20 protein-coding genes are annotated in these 21,453 nt (G+C 63.5%); 5 read left to right on the forward strand and 15 right to left on the reverse strand.

Annotation, left to right across the window (positions count from 1 at the left end; genetic code table 11):
* Nucleotides 1-11 precede the first annotated feature (11 nt).
* Complete coding sequence (locus tag NKI64_RS11580; RefSeq protein ID WP_023668298.1) at nt 12-293, reverse strand: hypothetical protein; 282 nt, start codon at nt 291-293, stop codon at nt 12-14.
* A 132-nt stretch (nt 294-425) separates the two neighbouring features.
* Between NKI64_RS11580 and NKI64_RS11585 the strand changes: the two genes are divergently transcribed.
* A complete protein-coding gene (locus tag NKI64_RS11585; protein WP_023682121.1) occupies nt 426-1,292 on the forward strand; it encodes an SDR family NAD(P)-dependent oxidoreductase in 867 nt (288 codons plus the stop codon).
* 26 nt (nt 1,293-1,318) lie between these two features.
* On the opposite strand, the gene NKI64_RS11590 is transcribed toward NKI64_RS11585, so the two are convergent.
* The 3 genes from NKI64_RS11590 to NKI64_RS11600 all read right to left on the reverse strand — a co-directional run bounded on the left by NKI64_RS11590 (nt 1,319) and on the right by NKI64_RS11600 (nt 3,383).
* Nucleotides 1,319-1,750, reverse strand: a complete 432-nt coding sequence (locus NKI64_RS11590; RefSeq protein ID WP_023750938.1) for a low affinity iron permease family protein — start codon at nt 1,748-1,750, stop codon at nt 1,319-1,321.
* 381 nt (nt 1,751-2,131) lie between these two features.
* The gene (locus NKI64_RS11595; protein ID WP_023688044.1) at nt 2,132-2,773 is read right to left on the reverse strand and encodes a DapH/DapD/GlmU-related protein; all 642 of its coding nucleotides are present in this window, start codon (nt 2,771-2,773) and stop codon (nt 2,132-2,134) included.
* Nucleotides 2,774-2,864: 91 nt separating this feature from the next.
* Nucleotides 2,865-3,383 carry a CreA family protein gene (locus NKI64_RS11600; RefSeq protein WP_352668044.1) on the reverse strand — a complete coding sequence of 173 codons (519 nt, stop codon included), beginning with the start codon at nt 3,381-3,383 and terminating at the stop codon, nt 2,865-2,867.
* 182 nt (nt 3,384-3,565) lie between these two features.
* On the opposite strand from NKI64_RS11600, the gene NKI64_RS11605 reads away from it, so the two are divergent.
* From NKI64_RS11605 to NKI64_RS11615, 3 genes are all read left to right on the forward strand, one after another.
* Nucleotides 3,566-4,141, forward strand: coding sequence for an SCO family protein (locus tag NKI64_RS11605; protein WP_352668046.1), 576 nt, complete (start codon nt 3,566-3,568; stop codon nt 4,139-4,141).
* Between the two features lie 82 nt (nt 4,142-4,223).
* Complete coding sequence (locus tag NKI64_RS11610) at nt 4,224-5,096, forward strand: 50S ribosomal protein L11 methyltransferase (protein ID WP_023682125.1); 873 nt, start codon at nt 4,224-4,226, stop codon at nt 5,094-5,096.
* Between the two features lie 105 nt (nt 5,097-5,201).
* A complete protein-coding gene (locus NKI64_RS11615) occupies nt 5,202-7,046 on the forward strand; it encodes an aminopeptidase P family protein (RefSeq protein ID WP_352668048.1) in 1,845 nt (614 codons plus the stop codon).
* A 155-nt stretch (nt 7,047-7,201) separates the two neighbouring features.
* Here the strand turns inward: NKI64_RS11615 and NKI64_RS11620 are convergent, their stop codons facing one another.
* Nucleotides 7,202-7,498, reverse strand: a complete 297-nt coding sequence (locus tag NKI64_RS11620; protein ID WP_023741691.1) for an AzlD family protein — start codon at nt 7,496-7,498, stop codon at nt 7,202-7,204.
* Entirely contained in the window at nt 7,495-8,223 is a 729-nt protein-coding gene (locus tag NKI64_RS11625; protein WP_023668289.1) for an AzlC family ABC transporter permease, read from the reverse strand. Before NKI64_RS11625 ends, NKI64_RS11620 begins: the two co-directional genes overlap by 4 nt.
* A gap of 115 nt (nt 8,224-8,338) precedes the next feature.
* Between NKI64_RS11625 and NKI64_RS11630 the strand changes: the two genes are divergently transcribed.
* Nucleotides 8,339-9,097, forward strand: a complete 759-nt coding sequence (locus NKI64_RS11630; RefSeq protein WP_352668051.1) for an SDR family NAD(P)-dependent oxidoreductase — start codon at nt 8,339-8,341, stop codon at nt 9,095-9,097.
* 22 nt (nt 9,098-9,119) lie between these two features.
* On the opposite strand, the gene NKI64_RS11635 is transcribed toward NKI64_RS11630, so the two are convergent.
* The 9 genes from NKI64_RS11635 to NKI64_RS11675 all read right to left on the reverse strand — a co-directional run bounded on the left by NKI64_RS11635 (nt 9,120) and on the right by NKI64_RS11675 (nt 21,255).
* Nucleotides 9,120-9,812 carry a DUF2461 domain-containing protein gene (locus tag NKI64_RS11635; RefSeq protein ID WP_023712440.1) on the reverse strand — a complete coding sequence of 231 codons (693 nt, stop codon included), beginning with the start codon at nt 9,810-9,812 and terminating at the stop codon, nt 9,120-9,122.
* Entirely contained in the window at nt 9,812-12,016 is a 2,205-nt protein-coding gene (gene ligA / locus NKI64_RS11640; RefSeq protein ID WP_023749130.1) for an NAD-dependent DNA ligase LigA, read from the reverse strand. The genes NKI64_RS11635 and ligA overlap by 1 nt, the downstream gene beginning before the upstream one ends.
* 111 nt (nt 12,017-12,127) lie before the next feature.
* Nucleotides 12,128-13,801: a DNA repair protein RecN gene (gene recN / locus NKI64_RS11645; RefSeq protein ID WP_023753531.1), complete on the reverse strand. Its 1,674-nt coding sequence runs from the start codon at nt 13,799-13,801 to the stop codon at nt 12,128-12,130.
* Nucleotides 13,802-14,018: 217 nt separating this feature from the next.
* Nucleotides 14,019-14,888 carry an outer membrane protein assembly factor BamD gene (locus NKI64_RS11650; protein WP_023668284.1) on the reverse strand — a complete coding sequence of 290 codons (870 nt, stop codon included), beginning with the start codon at nt 14,886-14,888 and terminating at the stop codon, nt 14,019-14,021.
* 263 nt (nt 14,889-15,151) lie between these two features.
* A complete protein-coding gene (gene lpxC / locus NKI64_RS11655) occupies nt 15,152-16,099 on the reverse strand; it encodes a UDP-3-O-acyl-N-acetylglucosamine deacetylase (protein ID WP_023668283.1) in 948 nt (315 codons plus the stop codon).
* Between the two features lie 271 nt (nt 16,100-16,370).
* A complete protein-coding gene (gene ftsZ / locus NKI64_RS11660) occupies nt 16,371-18,029 on the reverse strand; it encodes a cell division protein FtsZ (RefSeq protein WP_023756376.1) in 1,659 nt (552 codons plus the stop codon).
* A gap of 66 nt (nt 18,030-18,095) precedes the next feature.
* On the reverse strand, nt 18,096-19,403 hold the full coding sequence (ftsA, locus tag NKI64_RS11665; protein WP_023688034.1) for a cell division protein FtsA: 1,308 nt from the start codon (nt 19,401-19,403) through the stop codon (nt 18,096-18,098).
* Entirely contained in the window at nt 19,400-20,341 is a 942-nt protein-coding gene (locus NKI64_RS11670) for a cell division protein FtsQ/DivIB (protein WP_023725356.1), read from the reverse strand. Before NKI64_RS11670 ends, ftsA begins: the two co-directional genes overlap by 4 nt.
* Complete coding sequence (locus NKI64_RS11675) at nt 20,329-21,255, reverse strand: D-alanine--D-alanine ligase (RefSeq protein WP_023744604.1); 927 nt, start codon at nt 21,253-21,255, stop codon at nt 20,329-20,331. The genes NKI64_RS11670 and NKI64_RS11675 overlap by 13 nt, the downstream gene beginning before the upstream one ends.
* Nucleotides 21,256-21,453 lie beyond the last annotated feature (198 nt).

The following is a 21,453-nucleotide window of genomic DNA, read 5'->3' on the forward strand; positions in this document are numbered from 1 at the left end:
GTAGGACGTCTCTACTTGCGCATCGCCTTCAGCTTTTCGGCAACCGACGCCGCAAGGTCGGCATAGCGCTCCTCCAGCCGCTCGGCCGCCTTGATGATCGAAAAATCATGGCCGAATTTTTCCAGCGCCATGCGCAATTTCTCGACGAACTCGGCCTGTTTTTCGAGTGCCGAAAACAAGGTCTTCACCTGCGCTTCGCTTATGTCCGGATTGGCAAGCATCTGCGGCACCTCGCGGCCCATCTGGTCGCCGGTGGCGGTCTGCTCCTTCAGGATCGCAACCCAGTCGGTCAATCGGCAGTCTCCCTGTTCGGCAGCAGCATGCACAGCCGCCGTTGATGCGGTCAACCCGAACACGCGGGACGGCCTTGCACGATGCGCGTCCCGCGCTAAGTTCGGCGCCACCCGAACCCTAGGAAAAAGATCATGACCTCCGACGCCGAAATCCAATCCGCTTTGCCCGCCCTCAGCCGAGGCAACGTCGCCGTCATCACAGGGGGCGCCAGCGGCATCGGGCTTGCCGCGGCCAAAAGGCTGGCGGCTATGGGCATGAGACTGGTGCTGGCCGACATTGGCGGCGCGCGCCTCGATGCGGCCCGCCAGGCAGTCGCCGCGATCGCCGGCGAGAATGCCGTGCTTGCCGTCGCCACAGACGTCTCGAAGGCCGACGAACTCGGTCGGCTGGCAGAAAAGACGCATGCCGCTTTCGGCGCCGTATCGCTGCTGATGAACAATGCCGGCGTCGGCAACAATCCGGGAAAACCGTGGGAGAACGGCGACGCGTGGAAGCGGCTGATCGACATCAATTTCTGGGGCGTCGTACATGGCGTCGAGGCCTTTGCGCCGGCCATGCTGGCCTCCGGAGAGCCGGGCCTGATCATCAACACCGGCTCCAAGCAAGGCATCACCACGCCACCCGGCAATCTCGCCTACAACGTCTCCAAATCGGCATTGAAGACGTTCACCGAAGGCCTGGCGCACGCATTGCGCAACGAGCCGGGCGCGAAGGTCGCGGCGCATCTTCTCATTCCCGGCTTCACCTTCACCGGCCTCACCGAAGGAGCGGTCGAAAAACCCGCTGGCGCCTGGACCGGCGAGCAGGTGGTCGACTTCATGCTGGCTTCGCTGGCGCGTGGGGACTTCTACATCCTGTGCCCCGACAATGAGGTGATGCGGCCGACCGATGAAAAGCGCATGGCCTGGGCGATCGGCGACATCATCGAGAACCGGCCTGCTCTCTCGCGCTGGCACCCCGACCATAAGGACGCTTTCGCGGCCTTTATGGGAAACTGATCGTCGAACTCAGCCAAAGCCGAGACTCAGGCGGGCGCGCGTTTTTTCGCGGTGCGCTTTTGCGCGACGGCCTTCTTGCCCGCCAGTTCGGCGAGCTCGTGGTCATGGCGTTTTGCCGCCCGCTCGCATTTGTCTCTGATCTCCTCGACCTCGGATTCGGTCAGGTGCTCGATGCCGATGAAATGATTGTGGCCCTCGCTGACGCGGATCAGTTCGTCGAGCTTGGCCTGAACCGCGGCGCCGTCGCGGTTCTGGGTGTTCTGAATCAGGAACACCATCAGGAAGGTGATGATCGTCGTTCCCGTGTTGATGACGAGCTGCCACGTATCGGAAAAGCCGAAGAATGGCCCGCTTACCGCCCAGACGATAACGATGGCGCAACAGGCGATGAAAGTCGGCGGCAGGCCCGCCAAGTGCGAAACGGTGTTGGCGATTCTGGTAAACAGCTTTTCGATCATTCACATCCTCGACGGCTCAAGCGCGATAAACTGACCGACGCCCATTCATCGCTCCAGCAATAAACAACCGGCAGCCGCTTCCGGTTCCCTGTCGCAGAGGGCATCGCTGATGCAATTGTATGCACGCCAAAGGCGCAGCGCCTTGAAAAGCCGCCTTATCGGTTTGTTGCCATTAGTCACCATGCAGGCCAAAAAACCTGTTCCGTCCGCTTCACGCGGATTTGTCTCCAAGCCCCTTCCGCTGCGCCACCCCCGCATGGCGGAAGGGGTTCGTTGCGTTGCCGCAGACCGGCGGAACTCTTCCCGACACGTGCCGTTCAGAATTTTGGCGCCAGGATTTCGGCCAGCCAGTCGATGAAACCGCGCACGCGCGGCGAGCTCTCAGGAATGCTCTTGCTCCCAGCGATCGAGGAAATCCTCAATCGGCAAGGCCTGCATGTCGGGAACCGCTTTGGCGAGTTTCTCCGGCGGCCAGTCCCACCAGGCGAGGCTTTCGATCCGCGCCGCGATCTCGGAGGGAAAGCGCATGCGCAACGGCTTCGCCGGTACGCCGGCGACGATTGTGTAGGCCGGTACATTCCGCGTCACCACCGAATTGGCGCCGACGATCGCGCCATTCCCGATGCTGATGCCGGGCATGATAACGGCGCCATGGCCGATCCAGACATCGTTGCCGATGCCGACCGCCTTGGCCTGCCGCCGCGCGCGGAACGCCGCGTCGACGCCCAGCCAGCGGAAATACTCGTTCGGCCGGTAGCTGAGCTTGTGCTGCGTGATCCGCTCGATCGGATGCTCCAGCGCATTGATGCGGCTGTTGGCGGCGATCGAGCAGAATTTTCCGATCGTCGTGTAGATCGCCTCGGCGTGGCGCTCGAAATAGGAGAAATCGCCGACATTGACCTCGCGCAGCACCACCCGTTCGCCGATCGAGGCATAGCGGCCAAGCTTGCACGCTTTCAGCTCCGCGGTCGGATGGATGCGCGGCTCCGGATCTTTCAGGACGAGGTTTTCGGTACGGTCCATCTGGCGGATTTACCCCCGCGCAATTGCGGAAGCAATTGTCGCGTCGCGATCGGACCCGCAGGCGGGTGGATCGTGCGTCGGCTCCGACCGGCTATTTCGGCTTGCCGCCGGTCCACACCACGTTCTGGCCGAACAGCGGCACGGTCGTCACCGACATTTTCGCCGAGCCGTCCTGTACTTGGCGCGAATGCGAGAGATAGATCAGCGTCTCGTTCTTCTTGTCGTAGATGCGGTTCACCACCTGCTTCTTCCAGATCAGGCTGATGCCTTGCTTGAACACCTCTTCGCCGCCCTCGCTCATGTCGATGTCGCCGATGGTTATCGGTCCGGTCTGGCGGCAGGAGATCGAGGAATCAGACGGATCCTCGAACCAGTTGCCCTTGTGCAGCCGGTCGATGACGCTGCGGTCGAAATAGGAAACATGGCAGGTCACGCCGTCGATCTTGGGGTCCTTGATCGCATCGACGATGATGTCGTTGCCGACCCAATCGACGCCGACCTTGCCGACCTCCTCTCCCGCGGCGGCACCGGCGCCAAGGGCAATGCATGCGGCCAGCGCGCCGCCGATCAGTTTCTGCCCAATCCGTCTCTGCCCAGTCCGTCTTTGCAAGGGAGCCTCCTCAGGTTCGGTTTGCCGGTCTCAGGTGGGATAAGGGCCAGCTGTTTGCAAGGTAGCGTCCAGCCCGGTTGCGGCAACGCGGCATCTTTGCCTTGCCCCCTGCGACCGGCTAAGACTGCCGGCAGAGAGGCGCCGATCCGGCGCTCGATGATTTCTGCTACGGACAATTACTGATGATGCGTTCAATTCTGGTCGGCATTCTCGTTCTGATGGCGGCGGGCATCGGCTGGCTCACCTTTGACTTCTATCGCGGCCACTATGGTGGCGAACCGTATGGCGCGCCATTCACGCTGGTCGACCAGAAAGGCGCGCCAATCACCGAAGCCGCCTTTCGGGGAAAACCCAGCATCGTCTTCTTCGGCTTCACCCATTGCCCGGAAGTCTGCCCGACCACTTTGTTCGAAATGGCCGGCTGGCTGAAGACGCTGGGCAACGACGGCAAGAACCTCAACGCCTACTTCGTTACAGTCGATCCAGAGCGCGACACGCCGCCGGTGATGAACACTTACGTCAGCAATTTCTCCGACCGCATCGTCGGCATATCGGGCGATCCCAACAAGGTGCACGCCATGGCGAAGTCCTTCAACATCTACTGGAAGAAGGTCGACACCGGCGACGGCGATTACACGATGGACCACACCGCCTCCGCGCTGCTGCTCAACGCCAAGGGCGAGTTTTCGGGCACCATAGCCTATGGCGAAAGCGCCGATACCGCGATCGCCAAGCTGAAGCGGCTGGCGGCAGGCTAGGCATGATCCCGAAACGTGGATTCCGGTTTTCTCGGACAGAAAAGTGTTGTCCAGAGATCATGCTCAAACAAGAGACCAGCTGATGGGTCAGACCAGGCTCCACTTCATCGCTGGGAAGATCGAGGCCGACCGCATCTTTGCCGCGCTCGAACCGGCTTTCGAGGATGAAGGCCTGCCGATCGCCGTGCTCGAAGTCGATGAAGATCGCGACATCTATGAGGTTTCGCTCTACACCGACGGCAATGTCGACGCGGTTGAGGCGCGGCTAAGGGACAGCCTTGCCGGACTGTCCCTGTCGAAGCCGATCGAGCGCGAGGTTTTGCCCGACATCGACTGGGTGGCGCGCTCGCTGGAGGGACTGAAGCCGGTGCGCGCTGGACGTTTCTTCGTCCATGGCGCGCATGACCGCCGGAAGCGCCACAGCGGCGAACTCGCCATCGAGATCGAGGCCGGCCTTGCCTTCGGCACCGGCCATCACGGCACCACTGCCGGCTGCCTCGAAATGCTGGAACGGGTCGTGCGCCGCGAACGTCCCAGGAATGCCCTCGACCTGGGCACCGGCAGCGCGGTGCTGGCGATCGCCGTCGCCAAACTGGCGCATATTCCGGTGCTGGCGACCGACATCGATCCGATCGCCGTCAGGGTCGCCGCCGCCAATGCCCGCCTCAACCACGTCAAGGCGCTGGTCGAAACGGTGACGGCGCCCGGCTTCCACCACCCGATCTTCGGCAAGCGCGCGCCTTTCGACCTCATCGTCGCCAACATATTGGCGCGGCCGCTGATGCGGCTGGCGCCTGAGATGGCCAGGCACATCAGCCTCGGCGGCTCGATCGTGTTGTCCGGCATCCTCGAGCGGCAGTGCAATGCGGTGATCTCGGCCTATGTCGGCCAGAATTTCCGGCATGTCAGGACCTTGCATCGCGAAGGCTGGGTGACGATCCACCTGAAGCACTGAGACGCAACGCGCTTTGGACCAATCCGAGCCTGTTGCGATTGGCGAAAATTGATTCCGGTTTTCCGGGTCATGCGCTACGGTCGCGCCCGATACAGGAGGCATACCATGTTCCAGACCTTCGATTCCGCAGGCGACCCCAGCGTCGGCAAGCCGCGCGTGACGTTGCTGCGGCGATGGCTGGCGGATAATGGCCTCGACGGTTTCCTGGTGCCGCGCGCCGACGAGCACCAGGGCGAGTATGTCGCCGATCGCTCGGCGCGGCTGAAATGGTTGACCGGATTCAGCGGCTCGGCCGGCGTAGCACTTGTGCAGCGTGACCGCGCCTTCATGTTCGTCGATGGCCGCTATACCTTGCAAGTGCGCCACGAGGTCGATCTCGACATTTTTGCGATCGAGAGTCTCGTCGACAACCCGCCGGCCTCCTGGATCAAGGACAATTTCGGCAAGGGCGCCAGGCTTGGCTTCGACCCGTGGCTGCACACGATCGCTGAGGTCAAGGCGCTGAAAACCTCGGCCGAGCAATCCGGCGCGACGCTGGTGCCGCTCGACAGGAACCCGATCGACATCATCTGGAAGGATCAGCCGGCGCCGCCCGTGGCGCCGGTCGAAATCCACCCGATCGGCTTTGCCGGGGAACTCGCCAAGGACAAGCTGGCGCGGCTGGTGGCGGCAATCGGCAAGGAGGGCGCGACGCACGCCGTGCTCACCGACCCCTCCTCGATCGCCTGGGCCTTCAACATCCGTGGCGGTGACGTGCCGCACACGCCGCTGGCGCTCGGCTTCGCGATCCTTGCCGCCGACGGCAAGCACCAGCTGTTCATGGACCAGCGCAAGTTTTCGCGCACGGTCGCCGCCTATCTCACCCAACTCGCCGATCTGCACGAGCCCGGCGAATTCGAGGCGGCGGTCGTTACCCTTGCCAAGGGCGGCGCCAAGATCGCGCTCGACCCGGTGCTGGCGGCGGACAAGCTGAGAATGCTGGTCGAAGACAATGGCGGCACATTTGTTTCTGCAGCCGATCCCGCCCGCATCCCGCGCGCCACCAAGAACCAGGCGGAAATCGCCGGCAGCCGCGCGGCGCACCGCCGAGACGGGGCGGCCGTGGCGAAACTGCTGTGCTGGCTGGAACGGCAAAAGCCGGGCACGCTCGACGAAATAACCGTTGTCACCAAGCTGGAGGAGGTGCGCCGGCAGACCGGCGAGGAAACGCAGATGCCGCTGCGCGACGTCTCCTTCGACACCATTTCCGGCAGCGGTCCGAACGGCGCCATCATGCACTACCGCGTGTCGCGCGCCACCAACCGCGAGCTGGCAAAGGGCGAGCTGTTCCTGCTCGATTCCGGCGCCCAGTATCAGGACGGCACCACCGATATCACCCGCACGGTGCCGATCGGCCAGCCGACCGAGGAGATGCGCGAGCGCTTTACGCTGGTGCTGAAGGGCATGATCGGCATTTCCACGCTGCGCTTTCCCGCCGGCACGCGCGGCTCGGAAATCGACGCAGTGGCGCGCATGGCGCTGTGGAAGCATGGCTGCGACTTTGCCCACGGCACCGGCCACGGCGTCGGCTCGTATCTGGCCGTGCATGAAGGGCCGCAGCGCATCGCCCGCACCGGCACCGAAAAGCTGCTGGCCGGCATGATGCTGTCCAACGAGCCCGGCTATTACAAGGAAGGCTCCTACGGCATCCGCATCGAGAACCTGATCCTGGTGACACCGGCTGAACAGGTGGAGGGCGGCGACATCGCCATGCACGGTTTCGAGACGCTGACGCTGGCGCCGATCGATATCAGGCTGATCCGCACCGACCTGTTGACGCGCGAGGAGTTGCACTGGCTGGATACTTACCATGCCTGGGTGCTGGCCGAGATCGGCCCGATGCTCGACGGCGAGACGCTGGCTTGGCTGGAGAAAGCGACAGCGCCGCTGCCGCACGACGCCAAGATCTGAAATGAGCTTCTTTCTCCCCGTCACTATACGGGGAGGTGAGGAGCGGTCCGCGAAGCGGACGAAAAGCCAATTGCTTGGCTTTTCGAGTGACGAACGCCCGGCAGGGCAATGAGGGGCGGCGCCGACAGTTCGAAATTGTTCCGCGCGCAGGCGCCCTATGCCACAAACTGCCGCGCGAGGACCAGCACCACCGCCCCGGCCAGAAACATCGCCATCAGGCCGCCGCGCAGCGAGACCACAGCGGCGACGACCAGCGCCGCCCATTCCGCCGGTCCGGCACTGAGTGCGGCGGGCGCCACCAGCGTCGTCAACACCGCCGCCGGCACGGCGTTCAAGCCAGCCTCGACGCGTGGATGGATGTGGTCGAAGCGCGAGATTACCAGATGGCCGCCGACGCGGGTGAGATAGGTGGCGATCGCGCCGGCAATGATGATCCACAAGGTCGCGCTCATCGTTTTGCCTCCACACCGCTATGGTGCGGCGGCAGGATGACGGCCAGAAGCACGCCTGCAACGGCGCCGATGGAGACGTGCCATGGCGATCCCACAGTTTTGTAGGCAATGATCGACGCCGCGGCGCTGGCGATCACCACCGGCAGCCACAGTGGCCGGTTGCGAAAGCCCATGACCAGCCCGAGGAAATAGATCGGCAGCAGGAAGTCGATGCCGAGCGCATGCGTGTCCGGGATCAGCTTGCCGAACACCGCGCCCAGCGCGCTCTCGATCCCCCAGAACACATAGACCGGCAGGCCAAGCCCCATGTACCAGGCAAAGCCAACGGTCTCGCCGGCTTCGGCCTTACGCTCGGCCACCGCGAATTGCGGATCGGTGAGCACGAAATAGCCCAGCGCTTGGCTGATAACCGGCCAGTGCGCGATTCGCCGGCCGATGCTGGCGGAGTAAAGCACGTGACGGAAGTTTACCGCGAAGATCGACAGCACGATCAGCCATGGCGCGACATGCTGGCCGAACAATTCGATGCCGACCATCTGGCTGGCGCCGCCGAAGATCAGCGCGCTCATCAAGAAAGCTTCGAGAACGGAAAAGCCGTTGTCGACGGCGATGGCGCCGAACAGCAGCCCAAATGGCGCCGCGGCGACAACCACCGGCATCGACAGCCGCACGCCGTCCCAGAAGTCGCTGGCCACGGAATTTTCGCTTAAGGTCTCTGCCGACATGTCACATTCCCATCTCGCGCTGGTATGTAGGAGCCGGCGTTTGAAAAGTCAGACGAATTCGCTTGAGCCAACAAATCAGCGAAACTGATGTTGTAAAAACAAATGAGGGGTTCGGATGATCGCTTATGATTTCACCGGCAGGCACGCGGTCGTCACCGGCGCCGGTGGCGGCATGGGCGAGGCGATCTCGCTGGCGCTGCTCGATGCCGGCGCCTCGGTCACCGCCATCGACGTCAAGCCGCGTCCGGCGTCGCTTGCCGCCTATGACGACCGGCTCACCTTTGCCCAGGGCGACCTCACCGACGCCGCCTTCGTCGAGCAGACCATCAACGCCGCGGGCCGCGAGCGCGGCGGCATCGATTATCTCGCCAATGTCGCAGGCGTGCTCTGGTTCGATCGCGACAAATCGGCCCTCGAGATGGACCTCGATGTCTGGGACCAGGTCTTCAACATCAATCTGAAATCCTTCGTCCACACCGCGCGGGCGGTGGTTCCCCATATGCGGGCCGGCGGACGCGGCGGCGCCATGGTGCACTTCTCCACCATCCAGTGGTATCGCGGCGATCCGACCCCGCAGGATGCCTACCAGGCATCGAAGGCCGGCGTCTGTGCGCTGTCGAAGTCGCTCGCCATGCAGTTGGCGGGCGATGGCATCCGCTCCAATTCGATCTGCCCGGGCATGGCGTTGACGCCGCTGCAGGCGCGCTGGGACACCGAGGAGAAACGCGCGGCCGTTGCCAATTATGCGCCGCTCGGCCGCATCGGCACGCCGCAGGACATGGCCAATGCCGCGCTATTCCTGCTTTCCGATGCGGCAAGCTACATCACCGGCATCGAACTGGCAGTCGACGGTGGTCTTTTGATGCGGATGTAGCCGTGCAGTGCGCCGGGCTGATTTAGCTCCGCGGTGCCGTGCCCTGGATCGCCCTGCCCCAGTCGAGCAGCGGCTTGGCGCGCAAGGCGAAATCGACAAGCTCGTCGACCAGCGTCGGCGCGTGAATTCCAGCCGGATCGATCATGTGCTGGACATAGAAGTGCCGGTTGCGGATGGCGTCGACAAGATCGGGTTCGTTGACCTGCTCGAAGCCACGCGGCGTGCGCTTCATGCGGCCCTCGGTTTCAAGTTCGAAGCCGTTTTTCTTCAGCGTTGAGAGCAGTTTTCGGAACTCGGCCGGCCGGGCGACGATCGCCTTGCGCATCGCCAGCAGCAGGGACGGCTCCGGATTCCACCAGGCGACATCGGCAAAGCAGCGGTCGATCCCGACATAGACGAAGAACACGCCCTGCTCCATCTTGGTGCCATCCGGCGACAGCATGGCCGACAAATGCTGGTTGTAGGGCCGCTTGTCCTTGGCGAAGCGCACGTCGCGGTTGATGCGAAACAGTGACTTCTTGCGGTCTCCGCGCAAGCCCAGACCCGCCGCCGCGAAGCGCTCGGTCAGCGTCTCGACCAGATCGCAGAACGGCTCATGCAACTCGCTGTCGTAAAGCGCGCGGTTTTCCTGGAACCATTCGCGGCTCTGGTGGAAGTCGAGCGCCTTGAGGAACGGTATGGCCTTTTGCCCGAACCCTTTGAACGAACCGGCCATCACGCCTTGCCGACCCGTTGCAGCCAGGTGTCCTCGTCGATGACTTCGACGCCGAGTTCGCTGGCCTGCTTCAGTTTGGAGCCGGCGCCCGGCCCGGCCACCAGCAGATCGGTCTTCGTCGACACCGAACCCGCCACCTTGGCGCCGAGCCGTTCGGCCATCGCCTTGGCTTCGGAGCGTGTCATCTTTTCCAGCGTGCCGGTGAAGACGATGGTCTTGCCGGCAACCTCGCTGTCGGTCGACACGGTGACGACATACGGCTTCGGCTTGACCTGTTCGAGCAGTCTGTCGAGCACGTCGTCATTGCGTTCATTGCCGAAGAAATCGCGCAACGCATCGATCACTGTATCGCCAATGCCGTTGATGGAGGGGAAGACGCTGTGCGGATCCTCAGCCGCCGCCGTTTCCTTGCCGACGCGGATCAGCTCCTCGACGGTCGAAAACGTCCGCGCAAGCACGGCCGCCGTCGTTTCGCCGATATGGCGGATGCCGAGTGCGAAGATGAAGCGGTCGAGCTCCGGCTCGCGGCGCGAATCGATGGCCGCGAACAGCTTGTCGAGGCCTTCATAATTGCGGTCCTCGACACCGCGCACATTCTTGCGCGCCTTGCCCGATGCCGCCTCGCGCAGCCTGGCCTGCTCCTCGCGCCGCTCGGCCAGCGCCCTGGTGACGGCCGGGCGGCGATCCCTGAGGGTGAAGATATCGGCGGCGGTCTTGACCAGTCCCGAATTGAAGAACAGGTCGATATTCTCGGCGCCCAGCCCCTCGATGTCGAGCGCGCCGCGCGACACGAAATGACGCAGCCGCTCCACAGCCTGCGCGGCGCAGATCAGCTCGCCGGTGCAGCGCCGGCGCGAATCCTCCTTGCCGGTCTTCTCGTTGATTTCGCGCGTCGCCGGCGAGCCGCAGACCGGACAAATGTGCGGGAATTCATAAGGCACCGCATCAGCCGGCCGCTTGTCGACGACGACGCTGACGATCTGCGGAATGACATCGCCCGCCCGTTGTATGACAACCGTGTCACCGATGCGGACATCGATGCCGTCGCGAATCGGCAGGCCGTTGCTGTCGAAGCCCTTGATGTAGTCCTCATTGTGCAGCGTGACGTTTTCGACCACCACGCCGCCGACCGTGACGGGCGCTAGCCGCGCCACCGGCGCCAGCGTACCGGTACGGCCGACCTGGATGTCGATCTTCTGCACCGTCGTCATCGCCTGTTCGGCCGGGAATTTATGCGCAACCGCCCAGCGCGGCTCGCCGGTGACAAAGCCCCAGCGACGCTGCAATTCCAGCTGGTCGACCTTGTAGACGACACCGTCGATGTCGTAGCCGAGCGACGAACGCAGCTCCTCGATCTTGTGGTAGTGCGCGATCAGCTCCTCGACAGACTTCGCCCGCACCATCAATGGGCTGACCTTGAACCCCCATTCGGCGAATTTCTGCACCGAATCATATTGGGTCGGCGCCGGATCCGCTGTCGTATAGCCCCAGGCATAGGCAAAAAATTTAAGATTGCGGCTGGCGGTGACGGACGCATCCTTCTGTCGCAAGGAGCCCGCTGCCGTATTGCGCGGATTGACATAGTCCTGGCCGCCCACCGCCGCCGAGCGGGCCTTCAGTGCCTCGAATTCCGCATAGGTCATGTAGACCTCGCCGCGGATCTCGATGGTCTCGGGCCAGCCCGATCCTTTCAGCTTGGCGGGGATGTCGGCGATGGTCCTGAGATTGGCGGTGATGTCCTCGCCTACAGTGCCGTCGCCGCGCGTAGCACCCTGCACGAACACACCGCGTTCATAGCGCAGCGACGCCGACAGGCCGTCGATCTTCGGCTCGGCCGTAAACGCGATGTCGAGGTCCTTGTCGCGGTCGAAGAAGCGCCGGCCACGCTCGATGAAATCGGTGACGTCCTCGTCTGTGTAGGCCTTGGCGAGGCTGAGCATCGGCACCGCATGGCGCACCTTGGCAAAGCCTTCCGCCGGCGCGGCGCCGACCCGCAGCGAGGGCGAATCCTCGCGCACCAGACCGGGAAAGCGCTCCTCGATGGCAAGATTGCGCCGCCGCAGCGCGTCATATTCTGCGTCCGTAATCGTCGGCGCGTCCTCGGCATGATAGCGCCGGTCATGACCGGCGATCTCCTCGGCCAGCCGCTGGAGCTCATCCGCGGCTTCGCTTTCGCTCAACGATTCGACTGGTTTTTCAGACATGCAGCGGTCCCTGGACAGTGGCGAGGCACCATAAATCAGGATTTCGGAAAAAGCATTCCTGAACAGCGGGATGGAGCCATATCCTGACTCAGTCCGAAAGCCTTGCGACGACTACGCTGCAGCAATATTCTCGCGCAGCAGCCGTTCCGCGGCTGCGCGCGCCTCTTCGGTGATGGTGGCGCCGGCCAGCATGCGTGCGATCTCTTCCTGGCGCGCCGCCCGGTCCATCTCGGCAATGCCAGTGGCAACCTTGTCCGAGCCGCCGGATTTGGAGATCAGGAAATGCGTCGCAGCACGTGCCGCCACTTGCGGAGCATGCGTGACCGACAGCACCTGCACGCGCTTCGACAGCCTAGCCAGCCTTTGGCCGATCGCATCGGCCACTGCGCCGCCGACGCCGGTGTCGATCTCGTCGAAGACCAATGTCGGCGCCGAGCCACGGTCGGCCAGCGCCACCTTGAGCGCCAGCAGGAAGCGCGACAGCTCGCCGCCGGAGGCGACCTTCATCATCGGGCCGGGCCTGGTACCGGGATTGGTGCGCACCCAGAACTCGACCTGGTCGATGCCCTCTTCCGTGCGGTTTTCGCCATCGCTGGTCAGCCCGACGATGAACTCGGCCCGTTCCAGCTTCAGCGCTGGCAGCTCGGCCATGACAGCCTTGGTCAGCCCGACCGCGGCGGCGTGGCGAAGCGAGGACAGCTGGGCTGCGGAAATATCGTAGGCTTCCCGCGCGGCGGCGGCCTGCTTCTCCAAGAGATGCAGGCGCCCCTCGCCGGCATCGAGATCGGCGAGATCGGCGGACATGGTGTCGCGCAGTTGCGCCAGATCGTCGACGGCCACACTGTGCTTACGTGAGGCCGCACGCAGCGAAAACAGCCGCTCCTCCGCCTTCTCCAGCCGCTGCGGGTCGTATTCGGTGGCGCGCAGTGCCGCCTCGACGCCCGATTGCGCCGCATCCAGCGACAGCATCGCCTCGTCCAGCGACTTCACCACATCCTCGAGCAGTCCCGGCGCTTCGCTGGCCTTGCGCTGCAGGCGCCTCAGCAGGCTGGCCAGTTGCGGCAATGGCGAGGACGGGCCTGACAGCACATCCTGTGCATCGTGTATTTCCGAGGCGATCTTTTCCGCCCGCATCATCGTTGCACGCAATTCCGCCAGCTGTGTCTCTTCGCCGGGCTGCGGATCGAGCTTTGCCAGTTCCGCCACCGAGGCCCTGACGTAATCGGCCTCGCGCGCCGCCGCCTCGACCTTGGCGCGGTGCCTGACGAACTCCTGCTCGGCGCCACGCCAGTAGCGCCACGCCTCGCCGGTCGCGCGGGCGGCGCCGAGATGGCCGCCAAAACTGTCCAGCAATTCGCGATGCGCGCCTGGATCGACCAGGGCGCGCTCGTCATGCTGGCCGTGGATCTCGACCAGCGCGTGGCCGATGTCGCGCATCAGCGTGACGCTGGACGGCTGGTCGTTGACGAAGACACGGGTACGGCCATCCGCCGTCTGCAGCCGGCGCAGGATGATGTCGCCGTCATCCTCGATGGCGTTCTCGGCCAGCAGCGCGCGCACCGGGTGGTTGCGCGGCACATCGAAGACGGCAATGACCTGGCCCTGGGCAGCACCGTGCCGCACCAGCGAGGCGTCGCCGCGGGCGCCAAGCGCCAGCGACAGCGCGTCGAGAAGGATGGATTTGCCGGCGCCGGTTTCACCGGTCAGCACGGAAAGGCCGGGCTGGAAGTCGATATCCAGCTTCTCGATCAGGACGATATCGCGGATCGACAGTCTGGAAAGCATCAGAACCCGGACCTCAAGCAATTCCAGGAAAAGTGCGTAGCGGTTTTCCGTCCGGAATTGCGTAGAACAAAAAGTTAGGACGGTTCAGCGCCTCAATCAAACCACTGAACCGCTGTGAAGCGGCATGCGACCGATGGAGTCGCAGCGCCGCACTATCTTTTTGTTTGAGCGTCGGATCAATCCGAAAAGCGCGTCCGCCTCAGTCGATGCTCGGGCGTCAGGCGCCGGTGATCAGCTTGCCGGCCTTGGATATCCACGATCCGGCATTCTCGCGCGGCTCAAGCCCGTTGCTCTGCAACAGCTTGTAGGTATCCTTGTACCATTGGCTGTCGGGATAATTGGTGCCGAGCACCGCAGCGGCGGTTTGCGCTTCCGAGGTCAAGCCCATCGCGTAGTAGCTTTCGGCCAGACGCGCCAGCGCCTCTTCGACATGGCGGGTGTTGGAATAGTTCTCGACCACGTTGCGGAAGCGCTTGACGGCAGCAATGTATTCGCGCCGCTCGAGATAATAGCGGCCGATCTGCATCTCTTTGCCGGCCAGCTGGTCGTTGGCGAAACGGATCTTTTCCTTGGCGTCGTCGACATATTCCGACGTCGGCCAGCGCGTCACCAGATCCTGCATCGTCTGCACGGTCTGGCGTGCTTCCTTCTGATCCTGGGTGACGTCCTTGATCTGCTTGTAGTAGCTCAGCCCGATAATATACTGGGCGTAAGCCGCGTCGTCGGTCGACGGATAAAGCGTCAGATAGCGCTTGGCCGAGCCGATTGCTTCGTCATAACGGCCGGCGCGATAGTCGGCGAAGGCGCCCATCACCATCGATTTGCGGGCGAATTCCGAATAGGGGTGCTGGCGGTCGACGGCGTCGAACTTCTTGCTCGCCTCATCCAGGCGGCCGGCATTGAGATTGGCAAGGCCTTGATTGTAAAGGACGTCGGCCGGTTCGGTCTGGTCGACATAGGTCGACAGGTCGACGTCTTTCTCGGACGACATGCAGGCCGAGAGGAACAGCGATGGCACAACCACCGAAAGCGCCAGGAAAACAGCCCGATACGGCGCTTTCGATTGACCAACTCGCTTGAAGAACATGATTGGATTGCGCCCTTTCGGCGTTAGTTCAATGCCTTTCGCATGGCGTTCCCTCAAAACTGATCCCCACTTTTGAGCGACATGCGCCTAACACACGGCAGCAGCCATAAACCATAACTGCCTTGCCCAGCAACGCTATGTCTAGCCAATCGCACATTTTTGTGGCGACTTGGTGTTGGCTCGAACGCTATGCGCTTTCACCCGCCGGTGATGCATTCATGCAACACCAGCCCGCGCTCAGAAAGCCAGAAAATCGTTAAGAATCAGATCACCCAAGGTGCAAAGACAGGGCCGGTGACGGCGCTCATCTCGGCGGTGCGGCCGCGCTCGCGGCGCGTGGTCTCGACGACCTCGAAGGCCGAACGGTCGGACAGAAGCCGCCGCAAAGCAGCCGCATTCATCCGGTGACCGCCGCGATAGGAGCGGAAACAACCGATGAAACGGGCGCCGGCCAGCGCCAGATCGCCCATCGCGTCCATCGTCTTGTGGCGAGCGAACTCATTGGGGTAGCGCAGGCCGCCCATGTTGATCACCCGGTTGTCGTCGCCGATCACCAGCGAGTTCTCCAGCGAGGAGCCCAGCGCATAGCCGGCCGCCCACAGCCGCTCGACATCCTTCATGAAGCCGAAGGTGCGGGCGCGCGCGATATCCTGGCGAAAGATGTCGGGGTTGATGTCGGAGGCGAATAGCTGGCGGCCGATCGCCGGGCTTTCGAAATCGATCTCGACCTCGAAGCGCGTGCCGCTATAGGGCCTGAACTCGGCCCAGGACGCGCCATTCTCGATGCGGACGGGCTTGACCACCCTGATGTAGCGGCGCTTGACCGCCAGCGTCTCGATGCCGGCTTGGTCGATGGCTTCCACGAACGCCACCGCACTGCCATCGAGGATCGGAACCTCATGACCGTCGATCTCGATGACGATGTTGTCGATGCCGAGCCCGAAAAGCGTCGCCATCAGATGTTCGACGGTGGCGATATGCTCGCCTGCCGGATCGCCGAGCATGGTGCAGAGATCGGTCGCGCCGACTTCGGCAACCAGCGCGCGGAACTCGCGGCTCTCGCTTCCGTTCGAAAGGTGGAAGAGCACGCCGGTGTCGGCGTCCGCAGGGAGGAAATTGACGGTGACCGGTTTGCCGCTGTGAACGCCGGTACCGGTCAGCGTTGCACGCGATTTCAGTGTCGTCTGATAGTCTTGCAAGACAAACCCCATAGCCCAAACGCCTAAGTCCGCTTTAACCCAAAAGGCGCGGCTCTTTTTTATCGGCAGGCAGGGCCACTTCCCCGAATCCCAGCACACCGAAAGTGCTGCGGCAAAGATAATGGTCTGTCAGGGAGACTCCAAATCACGGTTTCTTACTCTGTGTAACCGCGACAGACCTTGAGCGTCACATCGTAACGCCTTGTTATTAAACCACTTTAAACGTTAACAGGCAGACAATCTCTCGTCTGCCTGTTAACAAGTGTTACATACCGTTAACGGCTCAGTTGGCCTGGCGGCGCAGGAAAGCCGGTATCTCCAGCTGGTCGTCTTCCTGGGTCGACCTGGTCTGCGGCGTCAACCGGCCCTGATCGTCGAGCTGGCCGCGGCGCGGCGCGTAAAGCTGCGGATCCTGGCTGGCAAGGCGGCGCATTTCCGGCGCCGCCTGGCGCAGTTTCGGTTCGCGCGGCTGTGCCGGCTGCAACCGGGCCGGCTCTTCTTCGCGGCGCGTCAGCCCGTTGGTCAGCCGCTTGAGCAGCCCCATCGGCCCGCTGTTTTCATGGTCGGCCGGACGGCCCTTGGCTTCCACCTCGGCCCGCACCACCGGCGGAAAATCCTCCACCCGCGGCATGCGCTGCGGTACGGCAGCCACCGGCTGCGGCATTTCCCGCATCGGCGCCGGTTGCATCACCTGCTGCACGACAGGCTGCGGCTGGGCAGGCGGGGCCTGGAAGATCTTGCTCTGCGGGCGGAAATCTTCCGCCTGGGCCATCGGCGCCGGACGAGCCATTGCCGCCGCATTGGCCTCGGCAAGCTGGATCGCCTCGGCCACCGGATCGGCCGCGCGCTGCTCATAGGTCTGCTGCTGGACCGGTGCCGGACGGCCTTCCGCCCCCGGAGCCGCTGGGCGGCTGACCGGCTTCTGCTGCGGCGGCACGGCCCGGATCGAGATCGGCGCCGCGGCGATTTCAGCTGCCGATTTGTCGATGCCGGTGGCGACCACCGAGACGCGGATGACGCCTTCGAGTTCCTCGTCGAAGGTGGCGCCGAGGATGATGTTGGCGTCCTGGTCGACTTCCTCGCGGATGCGGGTCGCGGCCTCGTCGACTTCGAACAGGGTCAGGTCGCGGCCGCCGGTGATCGAGATCAGCAGGCCCTTGGCGCCCCTCATCGAGGTCTCGTCGAGCAACGGATTGGCGATCGCCGCCTCGGCGGCGGCCATCGCGCGGCCCTCGCCCGAAGCTTCGCCGGTGCCCATCATCGCCTTGCCCATTTCGCGCATCACCGAACGCACGTCGGCGAAGTCGAGATTGATCAGACCTTCCTTGACCATCAGGTCGGTGATGCAGGCAACACCGGAGTAGAGCACCTGGTCGGCCATGGCGAAGGCGTCGGCAAAGGTGGTCTTGTCATTGGCCAGCCGGAACAGGTTCTGGTTGGGGATGACGATCAGGGTATCGACACATTTCTGCAGCTCCTCGATGCCGAGATCCGCCGTCTTCATGCGGCGCTGGCCTTCGAAATGGAACGGCTTGGTGACGACGCCGACGGTGAGGATACCCCGTTCGCGCGCCGCGCGGGCAACCACGGGAGCCGCACCGGTTCCGGTGCCGCCACCCATACCGGCGGTGACGAAGCACATATGGGTGTTGGAGAGATGATCGATGATCTCATCGATGCACTCTTCCGCCGCCGCACGGCCCACTTCAGGCTGCGAGCCGGCGCCGAGCCCCTCGGTGACATGCGCGCCGAGCTGGATCAGCCGCTCGGCCTTCGACATGGTCAGCGCCTGTGCATCGGTGTTGGCCACGACGAACTCGACACCGCGCAAGCCCGCGGTGATCATGTTGTTGACGGCATTGCCGCCGCCGCCGCCGACACCGAATACGGTGATCCGCGGCTTGAGCTCGGTGATGTCCGGCTTTTGCAGATTGATCGTCATTGTCTCCGTCCTTTGCCTTTCCCGCCGCTTCGCCGCCGCGGCCGCCTATGGGGCTGTCCCCGTCAATTAGAAACTGTCTCTCAACCACTGACTCATGCGATGCAGTTTTCCGCCCGTCCCGGTCATCCTGAGACCGGAAATTCCTTTCGCCGGATGGCTCTCGAAGCTCGCCATCTGCGGATAGATCAGCAGCCCGACCGCCGTCGAGAAAGCCGGCCCCTTGGCAGCTTCCGGCAGGCCCGCCACGCCGAGCGGGCGTCCGATGCGCACATTGCGTCCCAGAATGCGGCGCGCCGCCTCGGGGAGACCCGCAAGCTGGCTGGCGCCGCCGGTCAGCACGACGCGTTTTCCCACGGCATTGCCGTAGCCCGACTTGTTCAGCCGGTCGCGCAACAGTTCCAGCGTCTCGTCGATGCGGGCGCGGATGACGCGCGTCATCACCGAGCGCGGGATCTGCAGCGGCATCTCGCCGTCTTCGCCGATCGGCTGGATCGAGACCAGGTCGCGATCGTCGGCACTGCCAGGCAGCGCCGAACCATGCATCACCTTCAGCCGCTCCGCGGCGTCGAGCGAGGTCGACAGGCCCTTGGCCATATCGAGCGTCACATGATTGCCGCCGATGGCAATGGCATCGGCGTGGACGAATTTGCCTTCCGAAAACACCGAGATGGTCGTCGTGCCGCCGCCCATGTCGATGCAGGCCGCACCCATTTCCAGTTCGTCGTCGACCAGGGCCGCAAGCCCGCTGGCATAGGGCGTCGCCACCATGCGCTCGACCGAAAGATGCGAGCGGTTGATGCAGAGCTCCAGATTGCGCAGCGGCGCGGCATCGCCCGTCAGCACATGCATATCGACGCCGAGCTGGTCGCCGACCATGCCGCGCGGATCGCGCACGCCGCGCTCGGCGTCCAGCGAAAAGCCGACGGGCAGCGAATGGATCACGTCGCGTTCGGCCTTGAGCGCCTGCTTGGCGCCGGCGGCAAGCACGCGCTTGATGTCGGCTTCGTCGGCCTGATGGCCACCGAGATTGATCGTGGCCGAATAGGTTTCGCTCTTCAGCCGGCCCGCCGTCATGTTGACGATCAGCGAATCCACCGTCAGTCCCGCCATGCGTTCGGCGGCGTCGACGGACAGGCGAATGGCGTGCTCCGCACGGTCGAGATCGACGACCACGCCCGACTTCACGCCTTGCGATTTCTGGTGGCCGATGCCGATTACCTGGATGCGGTGCGAGCGGCCGCGCAACAGCTTGCCGTCCTCGCGCGGCTTCAGTTTCGCCACCACGCAGCAAACCTTGCTCGAGCCGACATCCAGCACGGTGAGCGTGCCGGAACGCCGCGAAGAGGCATCGCTGTTGCCGCCAAGCCAGCTCATATCTTCGTCCCCGACTTGCGCTTCAGATTTTGCGGCTTTTCATTGAGCGCGGCCTGGCGCTGCGTCGCCGCTTCCGGCGTCAGCTGCACCACCAGGCGATCGGAGATGCGCATGTCGACGGCGGCGATGTCCCGCGTCAGAAGCCCGTTGTCGTGGTCCATCCGAACCAGGTCGGCGATCGCCTGATCCTCGCCATCCTCGGGCAGCTTGATCGTGATGCCGTTTTCCAGCTTCAGGTCCCAACGCCGTTCGCCGATGCGGATATAGCCTTTGACCCGAGCCGCGAGCTCGGGAAATTTCTTGATCTTGGCCACGAAGTCGGGCGCCTTGGCCGGTGCGCCGGTGCCGATGATCAGCGGCAGCAGCGCCTGCTTGCCGCCGGAGAACGGCGCGATCACCGCGCCGGAGCGTTCGATGACCGAAAGCTCCGCGCCCTGCTGCCAGAGCGCGAAGGGCTCGCGCTCCTCGACACGCACTTCCAGCGTATGTGGATAGACCTTGCGCACCGCCGCCACTTCGACCCAGGGCAAGGTATCAATACGTTCACGCGCGGCCTCGGCATCGAAGCCGATCAGTGACGTCCAGCCGTCGAGCTCGAGCCGGTCCAATATGTCGATCTCCGAAGTCTGGCGGTTGCCGACCACCTTGATCTGGTCGACGGCAAAGCCGGTCCGGGCGGTGATGCTCTGGACGATGTCGTCGGCATGACCGCCGAGAATGGCGCCATAGAGGCTGCTTGATGCAATGAGCGAAGCCGACAGGATGGCCGCGGAAAAGCGCGGCGCGACGAAGTCGCCGCCGCCCAGGCGCGCCAGCACGCGCACCGGCCGGCGCAGCACGCGCGGCAGCACGAAATGGTCGAACGACAACGGCATGCCGAACAGCGCCGGCCCGGCGCCGCCCCTGCCCTTGTCCTGTCCCCATTTCAACGCAGACACGAAGCGTCCTCCACCATCCAACTCAACAATTTGCCAAACGAGTGCCCGGCCTGGGCGGCGATTTCAGGCACCAAAGACGTCGGCGTCATGCCCGGCTGAGTGTTGATCTCGAGCCAGACAATCTCGCCGTTTTCGGAGTGACGGTCGTCATAGCGGAAGTCCGATCGGGAAACGCCCCGGCAGCCGATAGCCAGATGTGCCTTGAGCGCCAGTGTCTGTATTTTTTGGTAAATATTTGATGAAATTTTAGCAGGGATTTCGTGTTTTGATCCGCCGGCGACGTATTTTGAATCATAGTCGTAGAAGGAATGGCCGGTCGGAATGATCTCGCAGACGCCGAGCGCCACGTCGCCCATGACGGCGCAGGTCAGCTCGCGCCCATGAATGTAGCGCTCGACCATGACGGTCTCGCCATATTTCCATTCGGACGAGCCGATGACCTGCGGCGGATGCGACTGCCCTTCATGCACGATGACGACGCCGAAGCTTGAGCCTTCATTGACCGGCTTGACCACGTAGGGCGGCTTCATCGGATGCTTGTTCTGGATGGCAAAGCGGCTGGCAACCTTCGATTCCGCCACCGCGATGCCGGCAGCCTTGGCGACCTTCTTGGCTTGCTCCTTGTTCATGGCGAGCGCCGAGGCGAGCACGCCCGAATGGGTGTAGGGAATGGCCAGATATTCGAGGATGCCCTGGATGGTGCCGTCTTCACCGAACGGGCCGTGCAGTGCGTTGAAGACGACATCGGGCTTGAGTTCGGTGAGCACGGCGCCGACATCGCGCGCAACATCGACGCGGGTAACCTGGTAGCCTTCATTCTCAAGCGCATCCGCACACGCCTTTCCCGAAGACAGAGACACGGGCCGCTCGGACGAGAATCCGCCCAGGAGGACAGCCACATGCTTGTTCTTCATATCCCGTCATCCCTCTCACGGCGGGCCCGCAACCACGCATTCAGCGACCAGATTGAGTCCGAGTCTCCCGGCAGGTTGCCCCCCCCAGACGGAAAACGCGGTCGACGCGTCGAACGACTCAAATCAGGAAACGCTTTAAGGCAGAGAATCAGAGAGTTGATTCGCTGGCAAGTGCTTATGATTCCGACAGATTCACTT

The sequence above is a fragment of the Mesorhizobium sp. M0478 genome (assembly GCF_040321305.1).
In the GTDB taxonomy this organism is placed as follows: Bacteria; Pseudomonadota; Alphaproteobacteria; order Rhizobiales; family Rhizobiaceae; genus Mesorhizobium.

Bases quoted from the DNA above. Each gene is read 5' to 3' on its own strand.
- NKI64_RS11590 (WP_023750938.1), bottom strand. From the start codon at position 1,750: ATGATCGAAAAGCTGTTTACCAGAATCGCCAACACCGTTTCGCACTTG.
- recN (WP_023753531.1), bottom strand. From the start codon at position 13,801: ATGCTTTCCAGACTGTCGATCCGCGATATCGTCCTGATCGAGAAGCTG.
- NKI64_RS11650 (WP_023668284.1), bottom strand. From the start codon at position 14,888: ATGTTCTTCAAGCGAGTTGGTCAATCGAAAGCGCCGTATCGGGCTGTT.
- NKI64_RS11605 (WP_352668046.1), top strand. From the start codon at position 3,566: ATGATGCGTTCAATTCTGGTCGGCATTCTCGTTCTGATGGCGGCGGGC.
- NKI64_RS11620 (WP_023741691.1), bottom strand. From the start codon at position 7,498: ATGAGCGCGACCTTGTGGATCATCATTGCCGGCGCGATCGCCACCTAT.
- NKI64_RS11625 (WP_023668289.1), bottom strand. From the start codon at position 8,223: ATGTCGGCAGAGACCTTAAGCGAAAATTCCGTGGCCAGCGACTTCTGG.
- NKI64_RS11610 (WP_023682125.1), top strand. From the start codon at position 4,224: ATGGGTCAGACCAGGCTCCACTTCATCGCTGGGAAGATCGAGGCCGAC.
- ftsZ (WP_023756376.1), bottom strand. From the start codon at position 18,029: ATGACGATCAATCTGCAAAAGCCGGACATCACCGAGCTCAAGCCGCGG.
- NKI64_RS11585 (WP_023682121.1), top strand. From the start codon at position 426: ATGACCTCCGACGCCGAAATCCAATCCGCTTTGCCCGCCCTCAGCCGA.
- NKI64_RS11675 (WP_023744604.1), bottom strand. From the start codon at position 21,255: ATGAAGAACAAGCATGTGGCTGTCCTCCTGGGCGGATTCTCGTCCGAG.
- ftsA (WP_023688034.1), bottom strand. From the start codon at position 19,403: ATGAGCTGGCTTGGCGGCAACAGCGATGCCTCTTCGCGGCGTTCCGGC.
- NKI64_RS11635 (WP_023712440.1), bottom strand. From the start codon at position 9,812: ATGGCCGGTTCGTTCAAAGGGTTCGGGCAAAAGGCCATACCGTTCCTC.
- ligA (WP_023749130.1), bottom strand. From the start codon at position 12,016: ATGTCTGAAAAACCAGTCGAATCGTTGAGCGAAAGCGAAGCCGCGGAT.
- NKI64_RS11630 (WP_352668051.1), top strand. From the start codon at position 8,339: ATGATCGCTTATGATTTCACCGGCAGGCACGCGGTCGTCACCGGCGCC.
- NKI64_RS11595 (WP_023688044.1), bottom strand. From the start codon at position 2,773: ATGGACCGTACCGAAAACCTCGTCCTGAAAGATCCGGAGCCGCGCATC.
- lpxC (WP_023668283.1), bottom strand. From the start codon at position 16,099: ATGGGGTTTGTCTTGCAAGACTATCAGACGACACTGAAATCGCGTGCA.
- NKI64_RS11615 (WP_352668048.1), top strand. From the start codon at position 5,202: ATGTTCCAGACCTTCGATTCCGCAGGCGACCCCAGCGTCGGCAAGCCG.